The sequence below is a fragment of the Micrococcus sp. IITD107 genome, assembly GCF_041927415.1.
In the GTDB taxonomy this organism is placed as follows: domain Bacteria; phylum Actinomycetota; class Actinomycetes; order Actinomycetales; family Micrococcaceae; genus Citricoccus; species Citricoccus terreus.
On the sequence record NZ_JBHFFN010000012.1, the window covers coordinates 1 to 18,072 of the forward strand.

Annotated in this window: 18 protein-coding genes; 15 read left to right on the forward strand and 3 right to left on the reverse strand. The window is 68.1% G+C overall.

Features of this window, described 5'->3' with window-relative positions:
* Positions 1-107: 107 nt before the first annotated feature.
* A complete protein-coding gene (locus ACEXHE_RS13170) occupies positions 108-3,266 on the reverse strand; it encodes a DUF3427 domain-containing protein (RefSeq protein WP_356967501.1) in 3,159 nt (1,052 codons plus the stop codon).
* A gap of 73 nt (positions 3,267-3,339) precedes the next feature.
* Here ACEXHE_RS13170 and purB point away from each other — a divergent pair, with 73 nt between their 5' ends.
* The 4 genes from purB (at position 3,340) to ACEXHE_RS13190 (ending at position 6,602) form a co-directional block, all read left to right on the forward strand.
* On the forward strand, positions 3,340-4,803 hold the full coding sequence (gene purB, locus ACEXHE_RS13175; protein ID WP_356967503.1) for an adenylosuccinate lyase: 1,464 nt from the start codon (positions 3,340-3,342) through the stop codon (positions 4,801-4,803).
* A complete protein-coding gene (locus ACEXHE_RS13180) occupies positions 4,800-5,492 on the forward strand; it encodes a trimeric intracellular cation channel family protein (RefSeq protein ID WP_311200810.1) in 693 nt (230 codons plus the stop codon). Before purB ends, ACEXHE_RS13180 begins: the two co-directional genes overlap by 4 nt.
* A gap of 121 nt (positions 5,493-5,613) precedes the next feature.
* Positions 5,614-6,099 (forward strand): GNAT family N-acetyltransferase, encoded by a 486-nt coding sequence (locus ACEXHE_RS13185; RefSeq protein WP_356967505.1) that lies wholly within the window; start codon positions 5,614-5,616, stop codon positions 6,097-6,099.
* Entirely contained in the window at positions 6,096-6,602 is a 507-nt protein-coding gene (locus ACEXHE_RS13190) for a septum formation family protein (RefSeq protein WP_356967507.1), read from the forward strand. The genes ACEXHE_RS13185 and ACEXHE_RS13190 overlap by 4 nt, the downstream gene beginning before the upstream one ends.
* Positions 6,603-6,863: 261 nt before the next feature.
* Here ACEXHE_RS13190 and idi read toward each other — a convergent pair whose 3' ends face one another.
* Entirely contained in the window at positions 6,864-7,439 is a 576-nt protein-coding gene (idi, locus tag ACEXHE_RS13195; RefSeq protein WP_374786138.1) for an isopentenyl-diphosphate Delta-isomerase, read from the reverse strand.
* Between the two features lie 210 nt (positions 7,440-7,649).
* Between idi and ACEXHE_RS13200 the strand changes: the two genes are divergently transcribed.
* The 8 genes from ACEXHE_RS13200 to ACEXHE_RS13235 all read left to right on the forward strand — a co-directional run bounded on the left by ACEXHE_RS13200 (position 7,650) and on the right by ACEXHE_RS13235 (position 14,298).
* Entirely contained in the window at positions 7,650-8,678 is a 1,029-nt protein-coding gene (locus ACEXHE_RS13200) for a polyprenyl synthetase family protein (RefSeq protein ID WP_260062296.1), read from the forward strand.
* A complete protein-coding gene (locus tag ACEXHE_RS13205) occupies positions 8,678-9,613 on the forward strand; it encodes a phytoene/squalene synthase family protein (RefSeq protein WP_374786139.1) in 936 nt (311 codons plus the stop codon). The genes ACEXHE_RS13200 and ACEXHE_RS13205 overlap by 1 nt, the downstream gene beginning before the upstream one ends.
* Positions 9,610-11,325 (forward strand): phytoene desaturase family protein, encoded by a 1,716-nt coding sequence (gene crtI, locus ACEXHE_RS13210; RefSeq protein ID WP_374786140.1) that lies wholly within the window; start codon positions 9,610-9,612, stop codon positions 11,323-11,325. The genes ACEXHE_RS13205 and crtI overlap by 4 nt, the downstream gene beginning before the upstream one ends.
* Positions 11,319-12,200, forward strand: a complete 882-nt coding sequence (locus tag ACEXHE_RS13215) for a prenyltransferase (RefSeq protein WP_374786141.1) — start codon at positions 11,319-11,321, stop codon at positions 12,198-12,200. The genes crtI and ACEXHE_RS13215 overlap by 7 nt, the downstream gene beginning before the upstream one ends.
* Positions 12,201-12,233: 33 nt before the next feature.
* Entirely contained in the window at positions 12,234-12,587 is a 354-nt protein-coding gene (locus ACEXHE_RS13220) for a lycopene cyclase domain-containing protein (RefSeq protein WP_374786142.1), read from the forward strand.
* Positions 12,584-12,904, forward strand: a complete 321-nt coding sequence (locus ACEXHE_RS13225; RefSeq protein ID WP_091698278.1) for a lycopene cyclase domain-containing protein — start codon at positions 12,584-12,586, stop codon at positions 12,902-12,904. The genes ACEXHE_RS13220 and ACEXHE_RS13225 overlap by 4 nt, the downstream gene beginning before the upstream one ends.
* Positions 12,905-12,991: 87 nt before the next feature.
* Positions 12,992-13,543: a hypothetical protein gene (locus ACEXHE_RS13230; protein WP_374786143.1), complete on the forward strand. Its 552-nt coding sequence runs from the start codon at positions 12,992-12,994 to the stop codon at positions 13,541-13,543.
* A complete protein-coding gene (locus tag ACEXHE_RS13235) occupies positions 13,540-14,298 on the forward strand; it encodes a glycosyltransferase (protein WP_374786144.1) in 759 nt (252 codons plus the stop codon). Before ACEXHE_RS13230 ends, ACEXHE_RS13235 begins: the two co-directional genes overlap by 4 nt.
* Before the next feature lie 129 nt (positions 14,299-14,427).
* Here the strand turns inward: ACEXHE_RS13235 and ACEXHE_RS13240 are convergent, their stop codons facing one another.
* Positions 14,428-15,969: an SDR family oxidoreductase gene (locus tag ACEXHE_RS13240; RefSeq protein WP_374786145.1), complete on the reverse strand. Its 1,542-nt coding sequence runs from the start codon at positions 15,967-15,969 to the stop codon at positions 14,428-14,430.
* 114 nt (positions 15,970-16,083) lie between these two features.
* Here ACEXHE_RS13240 and ACEXHE_RS13245 point away from each other — a divergent pair, with 114 nt between their 5' ends.
* From ACEXHE_RS13245 to ACEXHE_RS13255, 3 genes are all read left to right on the forward strand, one after another.
* A complete protein-coding gene (locus ACEXHE_RS13245; protein WP_374786146.1) occupies positions 16,084-16,470 on the forward strand; it encodes a hypothetical protein in 387 nt (128 codons plus the stop codon).
* A 125-nt stretch (positions 16,471-16,595) separates the two neighbouring features.
* The gene (locus ACEXHE_RS13250) at positions 16,596-17,081 is read left to right on the forward strand and encodes a pyridoxamine 5'-phosphate oxidase family protein (protein ID WP_374786147.1); all 486 of its coding nucleotides are present in this window, start codon (positions 16,596-16,598) and stop codon (positions 17,079-17,081) included.
* A gap of 224 nt (positions 17,082-17,305) precedes the next feature.
* Positions 17,306-18,055: a hypothetical protein gene (locus ACEXHE_RS13255; protein ID WP_374786148.1), complete on the forward strand. Its 750-nt coding sequence runs from the start codon at positions 17,306-17,308 to the stop codon at positions 18,053-18,055.
* The last annotated feature ends 17 nt before the right edge of the window (positions 18,056-18,072 follow it).

Consider the following 18,072-nt stretch of genomic DNA (forward strand, 5'->3'; position numbering starts at 1 on the left):
AGATGTCACCTATTCGTGCAGCAGTCCCCACGTCCCAGAAGTCTGTCGGTACGTAGGCCGCGCATCTCGATCTCACAAGTTCTGTCACACGTCACTGTCGCGTACGTCTAAGAGATGGCGCTCCCCTCTCGGAACACCTGCAGAGGCATCTCACGGTCGAGATCCCAGTTAATCTGCATCGGTCGTTCCGTGTTGTTCCAGGAACCGAACTGGGCTGTCCCGAGGTTAAGGAATGCAGCCGTGCCGATGTCGTCGTTGCTCCGTTCACGCACAAACAGTGCCGTGTGTGACTGCTGGTCTCGTTTCGCCAGGTAGCGGCTCCCCTTGGTCGACGTCGCAGTGGTGTCGTTTTGGCTTTCCCAATGGAAGCGGTTCGGGCTCACAGCGAAGTCCCGATACATCGTGGTCGGCGAGAAGCCGGACGAATCCTTGTTCAGCGTCACGAGCAACGCATCGAGTTGATAGGCCGCAGACCATGCCACACCTTCAACGTGCGCGGTGTACTTGGTTTCCCACGACGAGATGTTGAGCCCCGCCAGAATCTCCTCACGGCGATAGTGTGCATGGCTCTTGAGAGCCGTTTCCTTATCCAGCTTCATGGGCTGTGGGGTGTTCCTGGCGACGTCCACAACATGCTCGAGTAGCTGACCGGCTTCCTCCACGAAGGCATGCTGATTCCGGGCCCAGGTCAGCCCATCGTCAAATGATCCGAACCTGTCCTTCTCATAGATCGCAGTGAAGAACAGCATCATCGCGTACTGCTGATCCAGCGTGGACATGTCCCGCAACGCACGGTGCTCAGTGAGGATCCGGAGATAGGCGTCCGCCCGTTCCCAATCATCCACATGGACCAGGCGCCCGACTCTGAGCGTCTCTCGTGCAGCCTCTGTGGTGACGTGAAGAGGAGGCTCAGATCGATCGGCTCGCAATCGAACCGTAGTCCAGCTGCGTCCGTTCGAGCCTTGTCGGTAGACATCTGCGACTGTTCGGTCGGACTCTGCCAGGTAGTCGGCAAGACGGTACTTCCACACATCCCGACCACCTGCATGGTCCCGAACATCCTGAGCCAGCTGGTTCACATTGAGCCCGACCTGGGTACGAATGTTCTCCAGGATGTTCTCCCGAGCCACCTCGTCCAGGACAATCTGACTTCCAGACGGGAGGTACGGGAAGTCATGGTGGAGATCGTCCACCAGTTGCTTTCGACCCACACCCGTCAGTGCACGTAGCTTGAGATCGAATCTGAACTCCTTGCGCTGATGACCGACGAAGTCCAGCGCGGTGAGGACGCTCTTTCCATGGGCACGACGCAGACCGCGTCCCAGCTGCTGAAGGAAGATCGTGGCGCTCTGCGTCGGTCGGAGAAAGAGCACTGTGTTGACGTCCGGAATATCGAGACCTTCATTGAAGACGTCCACACCGAAGACCACCTTGATGTCCCCGGCGCGCAGTTGTGCCAGGGCTTCGCGACGAGCCGCATTGTCGGTATCTCCCACGATGACGGCTACAGGGATTCCGGCCGCAGTGAATGCCTCCGCCATGTAGTGCGCATGGTCCACGGTGGCGCAGAATCCAAGCGCCTTCATCGCGGTCAGATCCCCTACCTTGTCGCGTAGTGCTTTCAAGATGGCGCGGGTGCGGGCATCGTTCCCCGTATAGACCTTGCCCAACGCGGTCCGGTCGTACTGTCCGTTCTTCCACTCCACTCGGCTGAGGTCCACATCATCTGCGATGCCAAAGTAGTGAAACGGCACCAGAATGTCCGCATCCAGCGCGTCCCACAGCCGCATCTCCGAGGCAATGCGCCCACCGAAGATGCCCTTGACGTTAAAGCCATCTGAACGCTCCGGAGTCGCGGTCAAGCCCAGCATTTCCTGCGGACGCAGGTGGGACAGCAAGAGTTCGTAGGACTGAGCGGGAGCATGATGAAACTCGTCGATCACCACAACATCGAAATGCTCGGCTGGCAGATTCTCGATGCCATAACTTCCCAATGACTGCACACTGGCGAATACGTGCTCCCACCGAGTGGGCCGGTCACCGCCGACGTACAGCTCACCAAATGTGGGATCGCTGAGCACACTGCGGTACGTGTGACGAGCCTGCTCCAATATCTCCTGGCGGTGAGCAACGAACAGCAACTTCAGTCGTCGCCCAGCATGAGTGATCAAGTCACGGTAATCCAGCGCGGCAATGACCGTCTTTCCCGTTCCAGTCGCAGCAACCAGCAGGTTGCGATGCCGATCGTGCTCTGCGCGCTCGGCGGCGAGATCTTGCAGCATCAGCACCTGGTGCGGGTACGGCCGCACATCCAGTCCCCTCAGTTCGAGCTGGGGTGTGGTGGTGCCGGCAAAGGAACCCTTCTTGATCTCCCGCTCGAGCCGGTCTCCATCCACATCCGGGTTATACGGCTCAAAGGAGTCGTCGTCCCAGTAACTTTCGAAGGTCGCCTCGAACTTTCGAATCAGGGCTGGGGTCATGACGTTGGAGAGGCGAACATTCCACTCCAATCCGTCCAACATGGCCGCCCGCGAGAGGTTCGACGACCCGACGTAGGCGGTGCTGTAGCCACTATCCCGGTGGAATAGCCATGCCTTCGCGTGGAGCCGCGTGGACTTGGTGGCGTAGCTGATGCGTACCTCGCCACCGAACTCACGCACGATCCGATCGAGCGCCAGTCGCTCGGTTGCTCCGATATAGGTGGTGGTGATGACACGGAAAGGAACACCCCGTTCCTTCAAAGCTGCCAGCTCTCGCTCCATGGTCCGCAGCCCCTGCCATTTCACGAAGGCACACAGTAGATCGACGCGATCCGCCGAATCGAGCTCGGCGCGAATTTCCGATCCGATGCTCGGCTCACTCGATGCGTTGGTAATGAGAGCGACATCAGAGAACGGCGTCTCTGGCCGTTCTTTCGACTGCTGATTCAAGTCGATGGCTGGCCGCACTTCACGGAGCTGACGGATAGCCTCACCGGGCGCAATCTGGTCCGGCGCGTAGCCGTCCCCCAAAGCTGCAATCACTCTTGCGGCGATCTCCCGCTGTTGTTCCGATGTCTTTGCAGCTGACAACGCATGCTCGACCAGTTGAGAGACATGCTGCGCCAGCGGTCGGACGACCGCATCGCCCGGCACATCCGAGACATCAGCACGCATGGCCGCGTTGTCCTGCAACCGCTCATCCACCGCTTGAGTCACCAGCTGTTCGTACACACCAGGGGCCAGCTGTGCGAGCCGTCCGGAACTCAGGACGCGAGGTTCTTCCATGTCGCCATTATGTTCTGCGCCGCAGACACGATACGAAGCACCCCCGCCTCGAACCCAGTGCGAGAATGGAGGCATGCCTGATCAGTCTGCCTCTGTGCCTGCCGCTGCGTCCGCCTCCACCTCTCCCGCCGGGTCCACCGCCGGACGTCAGTCCCTGGCCGAGGCCGGCATCCCGGTCGGCCCGCTGGACGGCCGTTACCGTTCCGCCGTGGCACCGCTGGCGGACCACCTCTCCGAGGCCGCGCTGAACCGCAACCGCATCCACGTGGAGGTCGAGTGGTTCATCCACCTGTGCGCTCAAAGCGTGCTGCCGGGCCTATCCCCCCTCACCGCTGAGCAGGAGCAGGGTCTGCGCGCCATCGTGACCGATTTCGGCACCGAAGGCATCGAGGAGCTGGCCGGCATCGAGGCCATCACCGTGCATGACGTCAAGGCCGTGGAGTACTACATCTCCGCGCGCCTGGAGGACCTGGGCCTGGCCCACCTCAAGCCCCTCGTGCACTTCGCCTGCACCTCGGAGGACATCAACAATCTGGCCTACGCGGTGGGGGTGCGTGACGCCGTCGAGCAGGTCTGGCTGCCCGCCGCTGACCAGGCCGTCGCCAAGATCACCGCCATGGCCGAGCAGTCCGCCGCCGTCCCCATGCTCTCCCGCACCCACGGTCAGCCCGCTACGCCCACCACCCTGGGCAAGGAGCTCGCCGTCTTCGCGCACCGCCTGAACCGCCAGCTGGACCGCATCCGCCAGCAGGAGTACCTGGGCAAGATCAACGGCGCCACCGGCACCTACGCCGCGCATCTCTCCGCCGCGCCGGACGCCGACTGGCAGCAGATCGCCCGCACCTTCGTGGAGCATCTGGGTCTGACCTGGAACCGTCTGACCACCCAGATCGAGTCCCACGACTGGCAGGCCGAGCTCTACGCAGACATGGCCCGCTTCAACCGCATCCTGCACGGGTTCTGCGTGGACGTGTGGTCCTACATCTCCATCGGCTACTTCAAGCAGATCCCCGTGGCCGGCGCCACCGGGTCCTCCACCATGCCGCACAAGGTCAACCCCATCCGCTTCGAGAACGCCGAGGCCAACCTCGAGCTCTCCAATGCCCTGCTGGACTCCCTGGCCGCCACCCTGGTCGAGTCCCGCTGGCAGCGCGACCTCACCGACTCCACCTCCCAGCGCAACATCGGCGTGGGCATCGGCCACTCCCTGCTGGCCCTGTCCAACGTCTCCAAGGGCCTGACCCAGCTGGACGTGGCCGAAGATGTTCTCGCGCACGATCTCGACACCAACTGGGAGGTCCTCGGCGAGGCCGTCCAGACCGTCATGCGCGCCCAGGCGATCGCCGGAGTCGAGGGCATGGAGGACCCCTACGAGCGCCTCAAGGACCTCACCCGCGGCCAGCGTGTGGACGGCGAGCGCATGCGCGAGTTCGTCCAGGGGTTGGGACTCGAGCCCAAGGCCGAGGCCCGCCTGCTCGAACTCACCCCAGCCACGTACACGGGGTTGGCGCAGCAGCTGGTCACCCCCCAGCAGTGACCTCTGCAGCCTGGGTCCACGCCACCCTTCCGGTGCCCGTCCCGGAGCCCGTGGTCGACTACCTCCCCACGGTCCTGCTCGTGTTGGACCTGACGGGCGTGTTCTTCTTCGCCGTCTCCGGGTCCCTGTTGGCGGCCAAACGGCACTTCGACATCATCGGCTCCATGTTCCTGGCCTACCTGGTGGGTCTGGGCGGCGGCGTCATCCGCGACCTGATCATCGGGGACGACATCCCCAACGCCTTCCGCCAACCCATCTACCTGGTCCCGCCGCTGCTGGCCGTCGCCCTGGTCTACATCCACCTGGTGCGCCAGGACCGGTACCGCCGTCCCCTGCTGGTGTTCGACGCCGCCGGCCTGGCCCTGTTCTGCGTGCTCGGCACCCACACCGCCATGAGCGCCGGCATGGGCCCGGTCCAGGGTGCCCTGCTGGGCGTGGCCACGGCTGTGGGCGGCGGCGTGATGCGCGATGTGGTGGCCAACGAGACCCCGCAGCTGTTCAACCGCCGCGGCGTGTACGCCATCCCCGCCATGATCGGCGCGGGACTGGCCTCCTGGCTCGAGTTCTTCGGCTGGCTCAACTGGCTCACCGGTGCGCTGATCGTGGTCGCGGTCTTCTCACTGCGTGTGCTCTCCCTGCGCTTCGGCTGGACCGCCCCCGGCGCCGTGCACGGTGCGCCCCTGCACTGACCCGCAGCAGGCTCGTCCCACACCGTCACCCACCGGTAACACCGGTGAAACCGCCGCTGGGCAGGATGGTGAGGTGCCGGCGTCGGGAGATCCCTGACGCGCGCCGCACCGAAGGGGACCCATGCGCTCATCCCATCTGATCTTCCACACCGTCCCCTGGGACCACCCCGTGGCCCACGCGCTGCGCCTGGCCCAGCACCGCGAGCTCGAACGCATCACTCCCCCGGACAGCCGGTACGACGCCGGCACCGACCCCTCTCCCACCGACGATCCGCGCTACGTGATCGCCCAGCAGCGCACCACCCTGGATGCGATCGGAGGCGGCGGTTTCCGGCGGATCGACCCCGCCACCGCCGAGCTCAAACGGCTCTACCTGATGCCCATGTCCCGCGGATCCGGGGCGGCAGCCGAGCTGCTCACCGCAGTGGAGGACGCCGCGCGGGAGGCCGGGTTCACCCGGATCGTCACCGAGGCGGCGGTGTTCCAGGACGCCGGCCGGCGGCTCTACCTCAGCGCCGGATTCACGGAGGCCCCGGCCTTCGAACCCTATGTGGGCGCCGTGGAGTCGGTCTGCTACGCCAAGGACCTGCCTACAGTGGACAGGTGAGCTCGCACCGCACCTCCCGCTTCCGCACCTTGGGCTGGACCTTCCCGACGACGGCCCTCGCCCTGGCGCTGACCGGCTGCGGTCCCAGCGCGGGACACGAGGAGGTGGGCACCTCCACACCGAGCCCCAGTGTCAGCGCCGAGCAGATGAGCATCTTCCAACTCTCCCCCGGGCAGTGCTTCGACCGCCCTGCCGAGGGCGACGGGCTCTTCCGGGTGAGCGTTCTCCCCTGCGAGGTGGCCCATGATCAGGAGATGTACGCCGTGCTCCAGCTGGACCACCCGTCCTGGCCCGGGGCGGAGGCGGTGCAGACGGAGGCCACGGACCGGTGCGCAGGGGAGTTCGTGGCGTTCACGGGAGCCACGGCGGAGGAGTCGCGGCTGGGGTTCGTCAGCTTCGTGCCCTCGGAGGGGTCCTGGTCCGAGGGGGATCGTCAGGTGCTGTGCGCGCTGGAGCTGGACTCGGGCGGGCGGCTGCTGGGATCTCAGTCCGGGCGGGGCTGACAGGCTCCTGGACCACGCGGTGCCTGGGACCACACCCCTGGGCCCAGGCACCACGCGCCGGCCGCGAACGGCCGGTCCATGCCGGCCCCACTGCGCCACAGCGGCGATGGGGCCGAGTCTGCGTCCTGTCATGACCTGTCATGAACAGACAGGACGAATCGTTGCACCGAACAACCTCACGGTGCACTTTCCAATTCTACGTCCCTTCACACGCTGAGCACGACGGCCCGGGTGCGATCTTCACAACGATCAGGCGACAGCTCAGACCCGGCCCTGACCAGCGATGTTGTCCAGGACTCCGGCGTTGACCTGGAGGTTCATCCACGGACTGAACGCGAACGGGGTGGCCGTCACCGCCGATCGCAGATCCTCCGGTGTCACCCAGGCCCAGTCGTCGGCCTCCTCCGGGTCCGGGGCCGGTTCAGCCTGCTCCGTCTGCGCCATGAACACCGGGCAGACCTCGTTCTCCTCCATGCCAGCGGCGTCCGCAGCCCGGTAGGCGAAGTCCGGCAGGGCAGACCAGATCTGCACCAGGTCCAGTCCCAGCTCCTGCCGAGCCCTGCGACGGATGGCCGCTTCCAGCTCCTCCCCCGGTCCCGGATGGCCGCAGAACGCGTTGGTCCACACCCCGGGGAAGGCCACCTTGCCCAGCGCTCGGCGGGTCATCAGCAGTCGCCCCTGGGAGTCGACCACATGGCAGGAGAAGGCCAGGTGGAGCGGGGTGCCGCCGTCCTGGACCGTACGGTGAACGGTGGCCTTGGGCGCGGTTCCGCTCGGCTGCCCGTGCTCATCCAGCAGCACCACCTGCTCCACCGTTGACCTCTGAACCTCGTCCACGTCCTGCACCACCTCAGTCTCGATCCGTTAGGATTACCTCTACCGTCAGGTTATTAGATCAGCTAACTATGTCGAGGTGCCCCGGTGAGACAGGTCGATGCAACCCGCCACCACCGACCACCCTCACCCCTCCACAGTAGCCAGACGGGTTCTGCCCGGGACCAGCCCGGTCAGGGTCATTCACCCGATTGGACCGCCCAGCGCACCGCCGTGCTGGAGGAGCTGGACCGGCACTTCACCCGGCAGCCGCTCGGGGACCGCACCACACCGGCTTTCACCACCCTCTGGTCCCGCCTGCAGGACCAGGTGCGCGGCGGCAAGCTGGTCCGGCCCCGTCTGACCCTGCTGGCCTGGTCCGCCTTCGCCGCGCCGGACTCGCCCGAACAGTCCGACGCCGTCCGCCTGGCTGCCGCCTTCGAGCTGCTGCACGCGGCTCTGATCGTCCATGACGACGTGGTGGACCGGGACCACATCCGCCGCGGCGAACCCACCGTGGCCGAGAAGTACCGCCAGGACATCGCCGCCACCGGCGCCCCCGAGGACGAGGCGCTGCACCTGGGACGCTCGGCGGCGATCATCGCCGGAGACGTGCTGCTCACCGGGGCCTTCCGCCTGGTCTCCACCTGCGCGCCCGGCACCGAACGCGGCCAGGCCGTGGCCGACGTCGTGTTCGATGCCGCCACCCAGGCCGCCGCCGGGGAGCTCGAGGACGTGCTGCTCTCCCTCCACCGTTTCACCCCACCCCACCCGGAGGTGGAGCAGATCCTGACCATGGAACGGCTCAAGACCGCCTCCTACTCCTTCGAGGCGCCGCTGCGCGCCGGGGCCCTGCTGGCCGGTGCGGACGAGCAGACCGCCGAGCAGCTGGCCCAGGTCGGCTCCCACCTGGGCGTGGCCTACCAGGTGATCGACGATCTGCTGGGGACCTTCGGAGACCCGAGCCTGACCGGCAAGTCCACCACCGCGGACCTGCGCGAGGGCAAGGCCACCGTGCTCACCGCCCACGGTGTGGGACAGCCCGAGGTGCAGCGGCAGATGCTCGCGTGGGCGGACGGCTCCGGCACCGTGGAACAGGTGCGGACAGCCCTGGAGCACTCCGGCGCCCCGGAACAGGCCACCCGGATCGCCACCGAGCTGGTGGAACAGGCCCGCGCCGGGCTGGACCGGCTGCAGCTGCCGGCCGGCATCCGCGCCGAGCTGGACTCCCTCTGCCACGACGTCCTGCACCGGAGCGCCTGATGCCTGACCGTCCCCCCGCCGCCGGTTCCCCCGGCCAGCCCACCGAGCCGCCAGCCCTCACCACCGGGCTGGACCTCTACACCCGCACCGCCGCGGCGGCCGCCGGACAGGTGATCGGACGGTACTCCACCTCCTTCGCCCTGGCCTGCCGGACCCTGCCGCGCCGGACCCGGGCGGACATCGCCAGCATCTACGCCCTGGTGCGCGTGGCCGACGAAGTGGTGGACGGCACCGCCCGGGCGGCCGGCCTGGACCCCACCCCCGTGCGCGCCGCCCTGGATGATCTGGAGGCCGAGGTGGACCGGGCCGTGGCCACGGGCTTCTCCACGAACCTGGTGGTGCATGCCTTCGCAGACGTGGCCCGGCGCCACGGGATCGGCACCGAGCTGACCGCCCCGTTCTTCGCCTCCATGCGCGCGGACCTGGAGGTGGCCGAGCATGACCGGGACTCCCTGGGGGACTACATCTACGGCTCCGCCGAAGTGGTGGGACTGATGTGCCTGCAGGTGTTCTTCGCCCTGCCCGGCACCCGCGCAAGCACCGAGTCCGAACGGGAGTTCCTGCGGGAGAGCGCCCGGCGGCTCGGCGCGGCCTTCCAGAAGGTCAACTTCCTGCGGGACCTCGCCGCCGACCAGGACCAGCTGGGGCGGACCTACCTGCCCGGCTCGGACCAGACCCAGTTGGACGGGCCCACCAAAGACCGCCTGGTGGCCGATCTGCGCGCCGACCTGGACGCCGCCCTGCCCGGCATCCACGCCCTGGACCGGAGGGCCCGCCGCGCGGTGATGCTGGCCCACCGGCTCTTCGGCGAGCTCGCCGCCCGGATCGACGCCGTCCCCGCCCAGCGTCTGGTCCGCGAGCGCATCAGCGTCCCCACGGCGGTCAAGGCACGGCTGGCCGTCCAGGTCCTCGCCGGACAATGGAGGAGCGCATGAGCCCCGCACCGCACCCCGCCGGGCAGGCCGGCCCCCGCACCGTGGTGATCGGCGGCGGGTTCGCCGGGCTGGCCACCGCCGGGCTGCTGGCACGCGAGGGGCACCAGGTCACCCTGCTGGAGCAGCTGGACACCCTGGGTGGTCGCTCCGGACGCTGGTCCGCGCAGGGCTACACCTTCGACACCGGCCCCTCCTGGTACCTGATGCCGGAGGTGATCGAACGGTGGTTCACCCTGATGGGCTCCTCCGTGGCCGAGCACATGGACCTGCGCCGCCTCAGTCCCGCCTACCGCACGTTCTTCCAGGACCACCTGGACGCACCACCCGTGGACGTGGAGTCCGGCCGGGAGCAGGCCGTGGCCCTGTTCGAGTCCCTGGACCCCGGCTCCGGCGCGGCTCTGCAGGACTACCTGGACTCCGCCGCCGAGGCCTACGAGCTGGCCAAGGAGCACTTCCTCTACACCGACTTCCACCGCGAGAACCTGGCCCGGCTGGCCGTCCCCGCTGTATTGCGCCGCGCCCCCCGGCTGGCTCAGCTGCTGGGCACCTCGCTCCAGCGGTTCGTGGCCTCCCGGTTCACCGACCCCCGCCAACGTCAGCTGCTGGGCTACCCGGCCGTGTTCCTGGGCACCTCCCCGGACCGCGCCCCGGCCATGTACCACCTGATGAGCCACCTGGACCTGACCGACGGCGTGCAGTACCCCGTGGGCGGGTTCGCCGCCCTGGTGGACGCCATGGCCGAGCTGGTCCGGGACGCCGGGGTGGAGATCATCACCGGCGCCCAGGTCACCTCGATCAACCTGCAGGACGGCTCCCCCACCTCCTCGCGCGCCGCCCGCCTGGCCTCCCGCGCAGCAGAGCGCTTCCCGGCCCTTTCTTCCCGACGACGGCCACGCCCCCAGGTGCAGGGCGTCACCTACCTTCCCCGCGGGGAAGGCGACGCCGCCCCCGTGAGTCTGGGAGCCGACGTCGTGGTGGGGGCCGCTGACCTCAAGCACCTCCAGACGGTCCTGCTTCCGGATGACCAGCGGGCCCCGGAGTCCCGTTGGGAGAAGCGCGAGCCGGGTCCGTCCGGGGTGCTGGTGTGCCTGGGCGTGCGCGGGGAGCTGCCCGAGCTGGTGCACCACAATCTGCTGTTCACCGCGGACTGGGAGGACAACTTCGGGCGGATCCAGCGCGGTGCGGAGCTGGCCGCGGAGACCTCCATCTACGTGTGCAAGACCTCGGACACCGATCCCGGGACCGCTCCGGAGGGGTGCGAGAACCTGTTCATCCTGGTGCCCGCGCCGGCCGTCCCCGCCTGGGGTCGTGGCGGGGTGCGGACCGCGGAGGTGGACCAACCGGGCGATGAGATGGTCGAGCGGGTGGCCGATGCCGCCGTGGACCAGCTGGCCCGGTGGGCGGGGATCCCGGATCTGGCGCAGCGCGTTCAGGTGCGGCGGACCTACGGACCCGGCGACTTCGTGGCGCAGTTCAATGCGTGGAGCGGATCCCTGCTGGGCCCCGGGCACACGCTGAGGCAGTCGGCCATGTTCCGCCCGGGCGTGCGTGAGCCCGGCGTAGACGGACTGTTCTATGCGGGGTCCTCGGTGCAGCCCGGGATCGGGGTGCCGATGTGCCTGATCTCCGCCGAGGTGGTGCGGGATGCCGTGCGCCGTGACGGAGTGCGTGCCGGAGGGTCTGCGGCCCGAACCGAGGGAGCCGCATGCTGAAGCGCCTGTTCTGGGCGTCCCGGCCGATCAGCTGGGTCAACACGGCCTACCCCTTCGCCGCCGTCGCCCTGCTGACCGGCGGGCTGCCCGCGTGGCTGGTGGTGCTGGGCACCGTGTTCTTCCTGATCCCGTACAACCTGCTGATGTACGGCGTGAACGACGTCTTCGACTACGAGTCCGACCTGCGCAACCCCCGCAAGGGCGGCGTGGAGGGCTCTGTGGTGGACGCCTCCGTGCGCCGGTCCGTGCTGCTGTGGTCCTGTCTGCTGCCCGTGCCGTTCGTGGTGGTGCTGGCCGCCTGGGGTGCGGTCACCCTGAACTGGTGGTCCCTGGCGGTGCTGGCGATCTCCCTGTTCGCCGTGGTGGCGTACTCCTGGGCCGGGCTGCGGTTCAAGGAGCGGCCGTTCCTGGATGCTGTCACCTCCTCCACCCACTTCGTCTCCCCCGCCGTGTACGCCGCGGTGCTGGCCGGGGCTGAGCCCACCGTGGGGCTGGTGGCGCTGCTGGCCGGGTTCTTCTTGTGGGGCATGGCATCCCAGATGTTCGGCGCGGTGCAGGACGTGGTCCCGGACCGTGAGGGCGGACTGGCCTCGGTGGCCACCGTGCTCGGTGCCCGTCCCACCGTGTGGCTGGCCGCCGGTCTCTACGCCGGCGCCGGACTGCTGATGCTGCCCACTGACTGGCCCGGCCCGCTCGCCGCCCTGCTGGCCGTGCCGTACCTGGTGAACGTGCTGCGCTTCCGCTGTGTCACGGATGAGAGCTCCGGACGCGCCCACGCCGGGTGGTCCACGTTCCTCTGGCTGAACTATGTGACAGGGTTCTTCGTGACCATGCTGTTGGTCTGGTGGGCGCTGATCCGCCCGGAAGGGATGTGATCCGCACGTGGACCTGACGGAGATGATCTGCCCGTGATCTACCTGGGAACGCTGCTGTTCGTGATCGGCTGCATGGCACTGCTGGACTGGCGGCACCGCCTGTTCTTCTTCCGCCGTCCGGTGGCGGCCACCGCGGTCATGGTGGCTGGCATGGTCTACTTCCTGGGCTGGGACCTCTGGGCGATCGACCTGGGGATCTTCCTGCACCGCGACTCCGAGCTGATGACCGGGATCATGCTCGCCCCGGAGCTGCCGCTGGAGGAGGCGTTCTTCCTGTTCTTCCTCAGCTACCTGACCATGGTGCTGTTCACCGGGCTGGTGCAGCTGCTGACCTGGCGGGCCGGGCGGCGCGAGCGAACAGAAGCTGCGAACGGGGTGTCCGCATGAACTTCTGGGAGCTGAACCTGGTCTTCCTGGGCATCTCCGCCGCAGCCCTCCTGGTCGCCGTGCTGGCCCGGCGGGTGCGTGGACGCCACGTGCTGGCGATCGTGCTCTCCACCCTCATCCTGTGGGCGCTGACCGCCGTGTTCGACAACATCATGATCGCCTCCGGCCTCTTCGACTACGGCGGCCACGCCCTGTCCGGAGTGTTCATCGGACTGGCCCCGCTGGAGGACTTCGCCTACCCGCTCGGCGCCGTCCTGCTGCTGCCCGCCCTCTGGCTGCTCCTGACCCCGCGCACCGACCCCTCTCCCAGATCATGATCACGATGGATGTCGTTCTGCACGGCGTGTCCCTGTCTCCGGCGTACACGTGTTCGGTGGGGTCCACGGGTCCGGTGGAGTGACGCTGTGTTCCCGCTGATCCCCGCCGACCTGCTCCGGGCGCTCGGCCTCGTGCTGATCCCCGCCGCCTGGGTCACCGCCGGATGGCCCTCGGCCGCCGTGATCTTCCTGGTGTTCGGCACCCAATGGCTGCTGCGCTGGATGCGCGGGGGCTCCCTGCTGGACTGGACCGGACAGCTCACCCTGCTCGCCGCCGGCTGGTTCAGCGTCACCGGGCTCTACCACCGTGTCGGCGCACTGGACGTGCTCATGCACGCTCTGACCTCTGCCCTGGTGGCAGGACTGGTGGGGATCGCCGTGGAAGCCGCGCTGCGTCGTCGGGACATCCCGGCGGTCACCGTGCTGCGCACCACCGGGCACACTCTGGCCTGGCTGGGACTGGCCGGGGCCACGGTCAGCCTGGGCGTGGTGTGGGAGCTGGCCGAGTGGTGGGGGCACACGTTCGTGACGGAGGAGATCGGCGTGGGGTATGAGGACACCATCGGCGATCTCACCGCCAACACCCTCGGCGCACTGGTGGGCGCGTGGCTGGCCGTGCGCGCCGGTGAGCGCGGATGAGTGACGCGCGCACGGTGACCGTGTCCGTGGTCATCCCGGTCCTGAACGACGCCGGCCCTCTCGCCGAGTGCCTGGCTCACCTGGCACGTCAGTCCAGGCGCGCAGAGGAGGTGCTCGTGGTGGACAACGGGAGCACGGACGGTTCGGCGCAGCTGGCGCGGGCGTGGGGTGCGCGCGTGGTCGAGGAGCCGGTGCGGGGCATCCCTGCGGCGGCGGCCACCGGGTATGACGCGGCGGGGGGCTCGGTGATCGTGCGGTGCGATGCGGACACGCGTGCTCCGGCGGACTGGCTGGAGCGAGTGGTGGCGGCGTTCGAGGCGGACCCGGGGCTGGACGCGGTGACCGGTCCGGGGCTGTTCTACGATCCGCCGGGGCTGCGCGGGCGCGTGCTCTCGGCCCTGTACATGTCCGGGTACCGGTGGGCGGCGGGCTCGACGCTGGCGGGGACACCGCTGTGGGGGACGAACTTCGCCCTGCGCGCGGATGCCTGGGTGTCCGTCCGGGAGCGGGTTCGCCGGGACCGCGCGGACGTGCACGACGACCTCGATCTGTCCTTCCACCTGCACCTGGATGGACGGCGCGTGCGGTTCCTCCCGCAGCTGCGGGTGGGTGCGGCAGGACGCATGTTCCGCTCCCGAGCCCAGGTCCGGCGCCAGTTCAGCCTGGCCGCCCAGACCCTCCGTCTGAACTGGGCCGAGCTCTCCCCCGGTCAGCGGTGGGTGCAGCGCGTGCAGCGAGCTCGGGCCCGCCGCTGACTTCCCCTCCCCCACGCCGTTGTACACCCCCGTACCGGTTTCACAGCCTCATGTAGGGGGCTGCATTTCCGGCTTGGGGGTGTACAACGTGAGGCGGCGCCAGTGCGGTCGGGCCGTCCGCGTGGCACCTCAGCCCCGCGCCCCGCCCTCCCGGTCCGCCGCACGCATGATGTTCCGCGCCATGGTGGGGAAGATCAGCGCGTGGAAGGGCTGGATCGCGCGCCAGTAGGCCCGTCCGAGCAGCCCACTGGGGAAGAACACTGCCCGTTGGTGGTACCGGGAACCGCCACCGGGCAGCCCCTCCACGCCCAGCTGCAGCCAGGCCCGCCCGCCGGCCTTCATCTCCGCGCGCAGGGTCAGCAGCCGCCCGGGCTGGATGTCCTCCACCCGCCACCAGTCCACGTGGTCGTTGACCTGCAGATGCTCCGGATCCCGGCGGCCGCGCGCCAGGCCGTAGCCGCCCACCGCCTGGTCCATCAGGCCGCGCAACCGCCACATCAGACCCGGCGAGTACCAGCCGTTCTGTCCGCCGATCCCCTCGATCACACGCCATACCGCCTCAGGTGAGGCGCCGCCGTCGTGCTCTCTGATGTCCGTGAACACCGTGTGGCCGGCCCAGTCCGGGTCCGAAGGAAGGGGGTCGGCCGGATCAGCGCTGGTCAGCACGTCATGATCCCAGGTGGTGGAGACCTCGCCGGAGGTCTGCTTCTCGATCGCGCGCCGGCACGCCTCCCGGTAGGGGGTCAGCCCGCCCGGCGGATCCGGGATCACCTCGGCCACCTCATGACCGTGCGTGACCGCATCCTCCGCGAGCGAGGCCGCCAACGGCAGGGCGATCCCGGACGGGATGGGCGTGACCATGCCGATCCAGAACCCGGAGAGCCGCTGGGCAGGAAGGGGCAGCGGAATCACGGTGCGGCGCGAGAGCCCAGCCACCTCGGCGTAGTCGGTGAGCATGGACGCGAAGGTCTGGGCCTGCCCGCAGCCGATCTCCAGGGTGCGGTTGACCGGCTCGGCCAGGGCCCCGGCATGCGCCAGGTAGTAGAGCACGTCCCGCACGGCGATCGGCTCGATCCGGTTCTTCAGCCAGTCCGGCCCCACCATGAACGGCAGCCGTTCGGCCAGGTGACGGATCATCTCGAAGGAAACCGATCCAGAACCGATCACGACGCCGGCCCGGTAGGCCACCGCAGGCACCTCACCTTCCAGCAGCACCTGGGCGACCTGTTCGCGTGAGCGCATGTGGTCGGAGAGCTCCTCCAGCGGGCGGTCCGGGTGCAGTCCGCCGAGGTAGACGATCTGCTGGACGCCGGCTTGGGCGGCAGCACTCGCCACGGTCTGGGCGATCTGCCGTTCCCGGTCGATGAAGTCGTTGCCCTGCCCGCCCATGGAGTGGACCAGGTAGTAGACCGTGTGGACGTCCTGCATGGCCGCTCGGACCTCGTCCGGCTCCTGCAGGTCGGCCGTGGCGTGCTCCACCTGGTCGAACCACGGGCGGGTGCGCAGGTCGTCCAGGTTCCGGGCGCTGACGCGGACGGTGAACCCGGCGGCGAGCAGCTCGGGAACCAGGCGTCCGCCGATGTACCCGGTGGCTCCGGTGACGAGCACGCGCCGACCCTGCCCGTCCGGCAGATCGATCTTCAGGGGTGATGCGGGGTGTGGGGATGTCATGTGCTCACGCTACGGGGTGACCCGGACATGGAAGGAGCCGGCGAGGTGGCGACGCGCTGATGCGGTGAGCGCAGGCCCCTCCCCATCGGGACCGGAGATCTCTAGACTCAGCGTATGACCTCGGAGAACACACCCCACCAGCCCGACCAGCCGTCCGCGCCTCGCTTCACCCCGGCGCCGTCCTTCATGGGCCGCTCCTCAGGTGTGTCCGCGCGCCCCCAGACCGCCGAGCGGCTGGACAGCCTGAAGTCCACCGCCCAGGCCGCCGGGCAGAAGATCAACGACTTCCGCACCAACCCGCGCGCCGGTCGTGACACGGCCGAGGCCACCGCCCGCACCGCCTGGAACCGCACTCGCGTGTGGGGCGAGAAGGGTCTGCGCACCCTCTCCTCCGGTGCACTGAAGGCCGCGGACTACCTCAAGAGCCTGGAGAAGGACGTCGCTCCCGGACCGAAGGCCCCCGGCGAGCTGCCCTCGGGCGGCACCACCCCGAAGCGCTGATCGGGATCACCCATTCTTCGCCGGATCCGTCCGGTGAACCGTACGAAGGACCTCCTGAGGGGGGTCCTTCGTGCGTCACACCCCAACCGCTCGGAGTCAGCGATCCGGGCACCCCAGGAGGAATCATGACCGAGAAGGATCAGATCACCACCGTGCTGGAGCAGGTCGACAAGGCCGGCATCGCCATGCTGGTCACCACCGAGGATGACGGCCGCATCGTCAGCCGTCCCATGGCCGTGCAGGAGGTCGCCGCCGACCACGCCATCTGGTTCATCACCCGTTCCACCGGTGATGCCTCGCAGGACTCCAATGGCGGGCAGCAGGTCAACGTCACGTTGGCGAACAAGGGCTTCTGGGCCTCGATCTCCGGCACCGGCGAGGTGGTCCGGGACGATCAGCGCAAGCGCGAGTACTGGAACGCCGGCACCGAGGCGTTCTTCGGTGAGGGCGCCTCCCCGGAGGACCCGGAGATCGTGCTGATCCGGGTCCAGCCGCAGTCCGCCGAGTACTGGGACTCCCCCGGAGCTGTCGCCACCGTCGTGGAGGTCGTCAAGGGCAAGGTCACCGGCAAGCCGGCCAACCCCGGCGAGAACGAGACCGTCCAGTTCTGAGTCGGGCTTGAGCCCCGACCAGGGCTGAACGAGTTTTCCTGATCGAATCACAGCGGTGTCATTCCGAAAGCGGAATGGCACCGCTGTGCTGTCTGGATTGGTGGGCGCCGAGAAATCCTTATCGTGTCCGCCCCGGTCCGTAGGTTCACCACCATCACCGCTGAACAGGAACCAGCCATCCCGGTTGGCCACTCCTGCAGGCACCTGATGGAGGAGATCCCCCCATGGACGCGTTTCCCACGCAGCACCAGCAGCACCCCGCCGCCCCGGCATCCCCCGCACCGCAGAAGCCCCGCAAGCCCTGGTACAAGCGGTGGTGGGCCATCGCTCTGGGCGTGGTCCTGGCGATCGGTGTGATCGCCAACCTCGGAGGCAACGGGCAGGACAGCCCCACGGCCACCGACGAGACCACTCCGGCCAGCTCGCCGTCGAGTTCGTCGGCCTCCCCGAGCACCTCTGCACCGGCCTCGCCGTCCACCAGCGCCAGCGCCACGGCGGTGCAGGCGACCGAGGTCGAGGAGTCTGAGTCGCCGACATCCACTCCCACGCCCACACCGTCGGAGGAGCCGGAGCCCACTCCCACCGAGGAGCCGGAGCCCGTCGAGGCAGATCCGAGTGACTACGAGAAGTTGACCGCTCGCGATTTGGCCTTGATCACCAAGGACCCTGATGCGCATATGGGACGTCAGGTCCAGGTCTATGCCCACATCACTCAGTTCGATGCTGCCACCGGAGACTGCATCTTCCGCGGCAATGCTTCGCAGGCCAACATGGCCGACACCTGGGACTACGAGCACAACTCGATGTTCATGGCTGAGACCGGGATCGGCTGCGAGGCCCTGAGTGACTTCGTCGGCGACGACCAGGTGCACGTCCTGGCCACCGTGCTGATGTCGATGTCGTATGACACCCAGATCGGAGGGTCAACCACGGTCCCCGTCTACCAGATCGACGGCATCGAACTCGTGCAGTGATCACGGCAGACCAGAGC

What these genes read in the sequence shown, in the direction of transcription:
- ACEXHE_RS13205 (WP_374786139.1), top strand. Translation starts at nt 8,678, where the DNA reads ATGCCTGACCGTCCCCCCGCCGCCGGTTCCCCCGGCCAGCCCACCGAG.
- ACEXHE_RS13215 (WP_374786141.1), top strand. Translation starts at nt 11,319, where the DNA reads ATGCTGAAGCGCCTGTTCTGGGCGTCCCGGCCGATCAGCTGGGTCAAC.
- crtI (WP_374786140.1), top strand. Translation starts at nt 9,610, where the DNA reads ATGAGCCCCGCACCGCACCCCGCCGGGCAGGCCGGCCCCCGCACCGTG.
- purB (WP_356967503.1), top strand. Translation starts at nt 3,340, where the DNA reads ATGCCTGATCAGTCTGCCTCTGTGCCTGCCGCTGCGTCCGCCTCCACC.
- ACEXHE_RS13245 (WP_374786146.1), top strand. Translation starts at nt 16,084, where the DNA reads ATGACCTCGGAGAACACACCCCACCAGCCCGACCAGCCGTCCGCGCCT.
- ACEXHE_RS13250 (WP_374786147.1), top strand. Translation starts at nt 16,596, where the DNA reads ATGACCGAGAAGGATCAGATCACCACCGTGCTGGAGCAGGTCGACAAG.
- ACEXHE_RS13240 (WP_374786145.1), bottom strand. Translation starts at nt 15,969, where the DNA reads ATGACATCCCCACACCCCGCATCACCCCTGAAGATCGATCTGCCGGAC.
- ACEXHE_RS13255 (WP_374786148.1), top strand. Translation starts at nt 17,306, where the DNA reads ATGGACGCGTTTCCCACGCAGCACCAGCAGCACCCCGCCGCCCCGGCA.
- ACEXHE_RS13170 (WP_356967501.1), bottom strand. Translation starts at nt 3,266, where the DNA reads ATGGAAGAACCTCGCGTCCTGAGTTCCGGACGGCTCGCACAGCTGGCC.
- ACEXHE_RS13185 (WP_356967505.1), top strand. Translation starts at nt 5,614, where the DNA reads ATGCGCTCATCCCATCTGATCTTCCACACCGTCCCCTGGGACCACCCC.
- ACEXHE_RS13225 (WP_091698278.1), top strand. Translation starts at nt 12,584, where the DNA reads ATGAACTTCTGGGAGCTGAACCTGGTCTTCCTGGGCATCTCCGCCGCA.
- ACEXHE_RS13235 (WP_374786144.1), top strand. Translation starts at nt 13,540, where the DNA reads ATGAGTGACGCGCGCACGGTGACCGTGTCCGTGGTCATCCCGGTCCTG.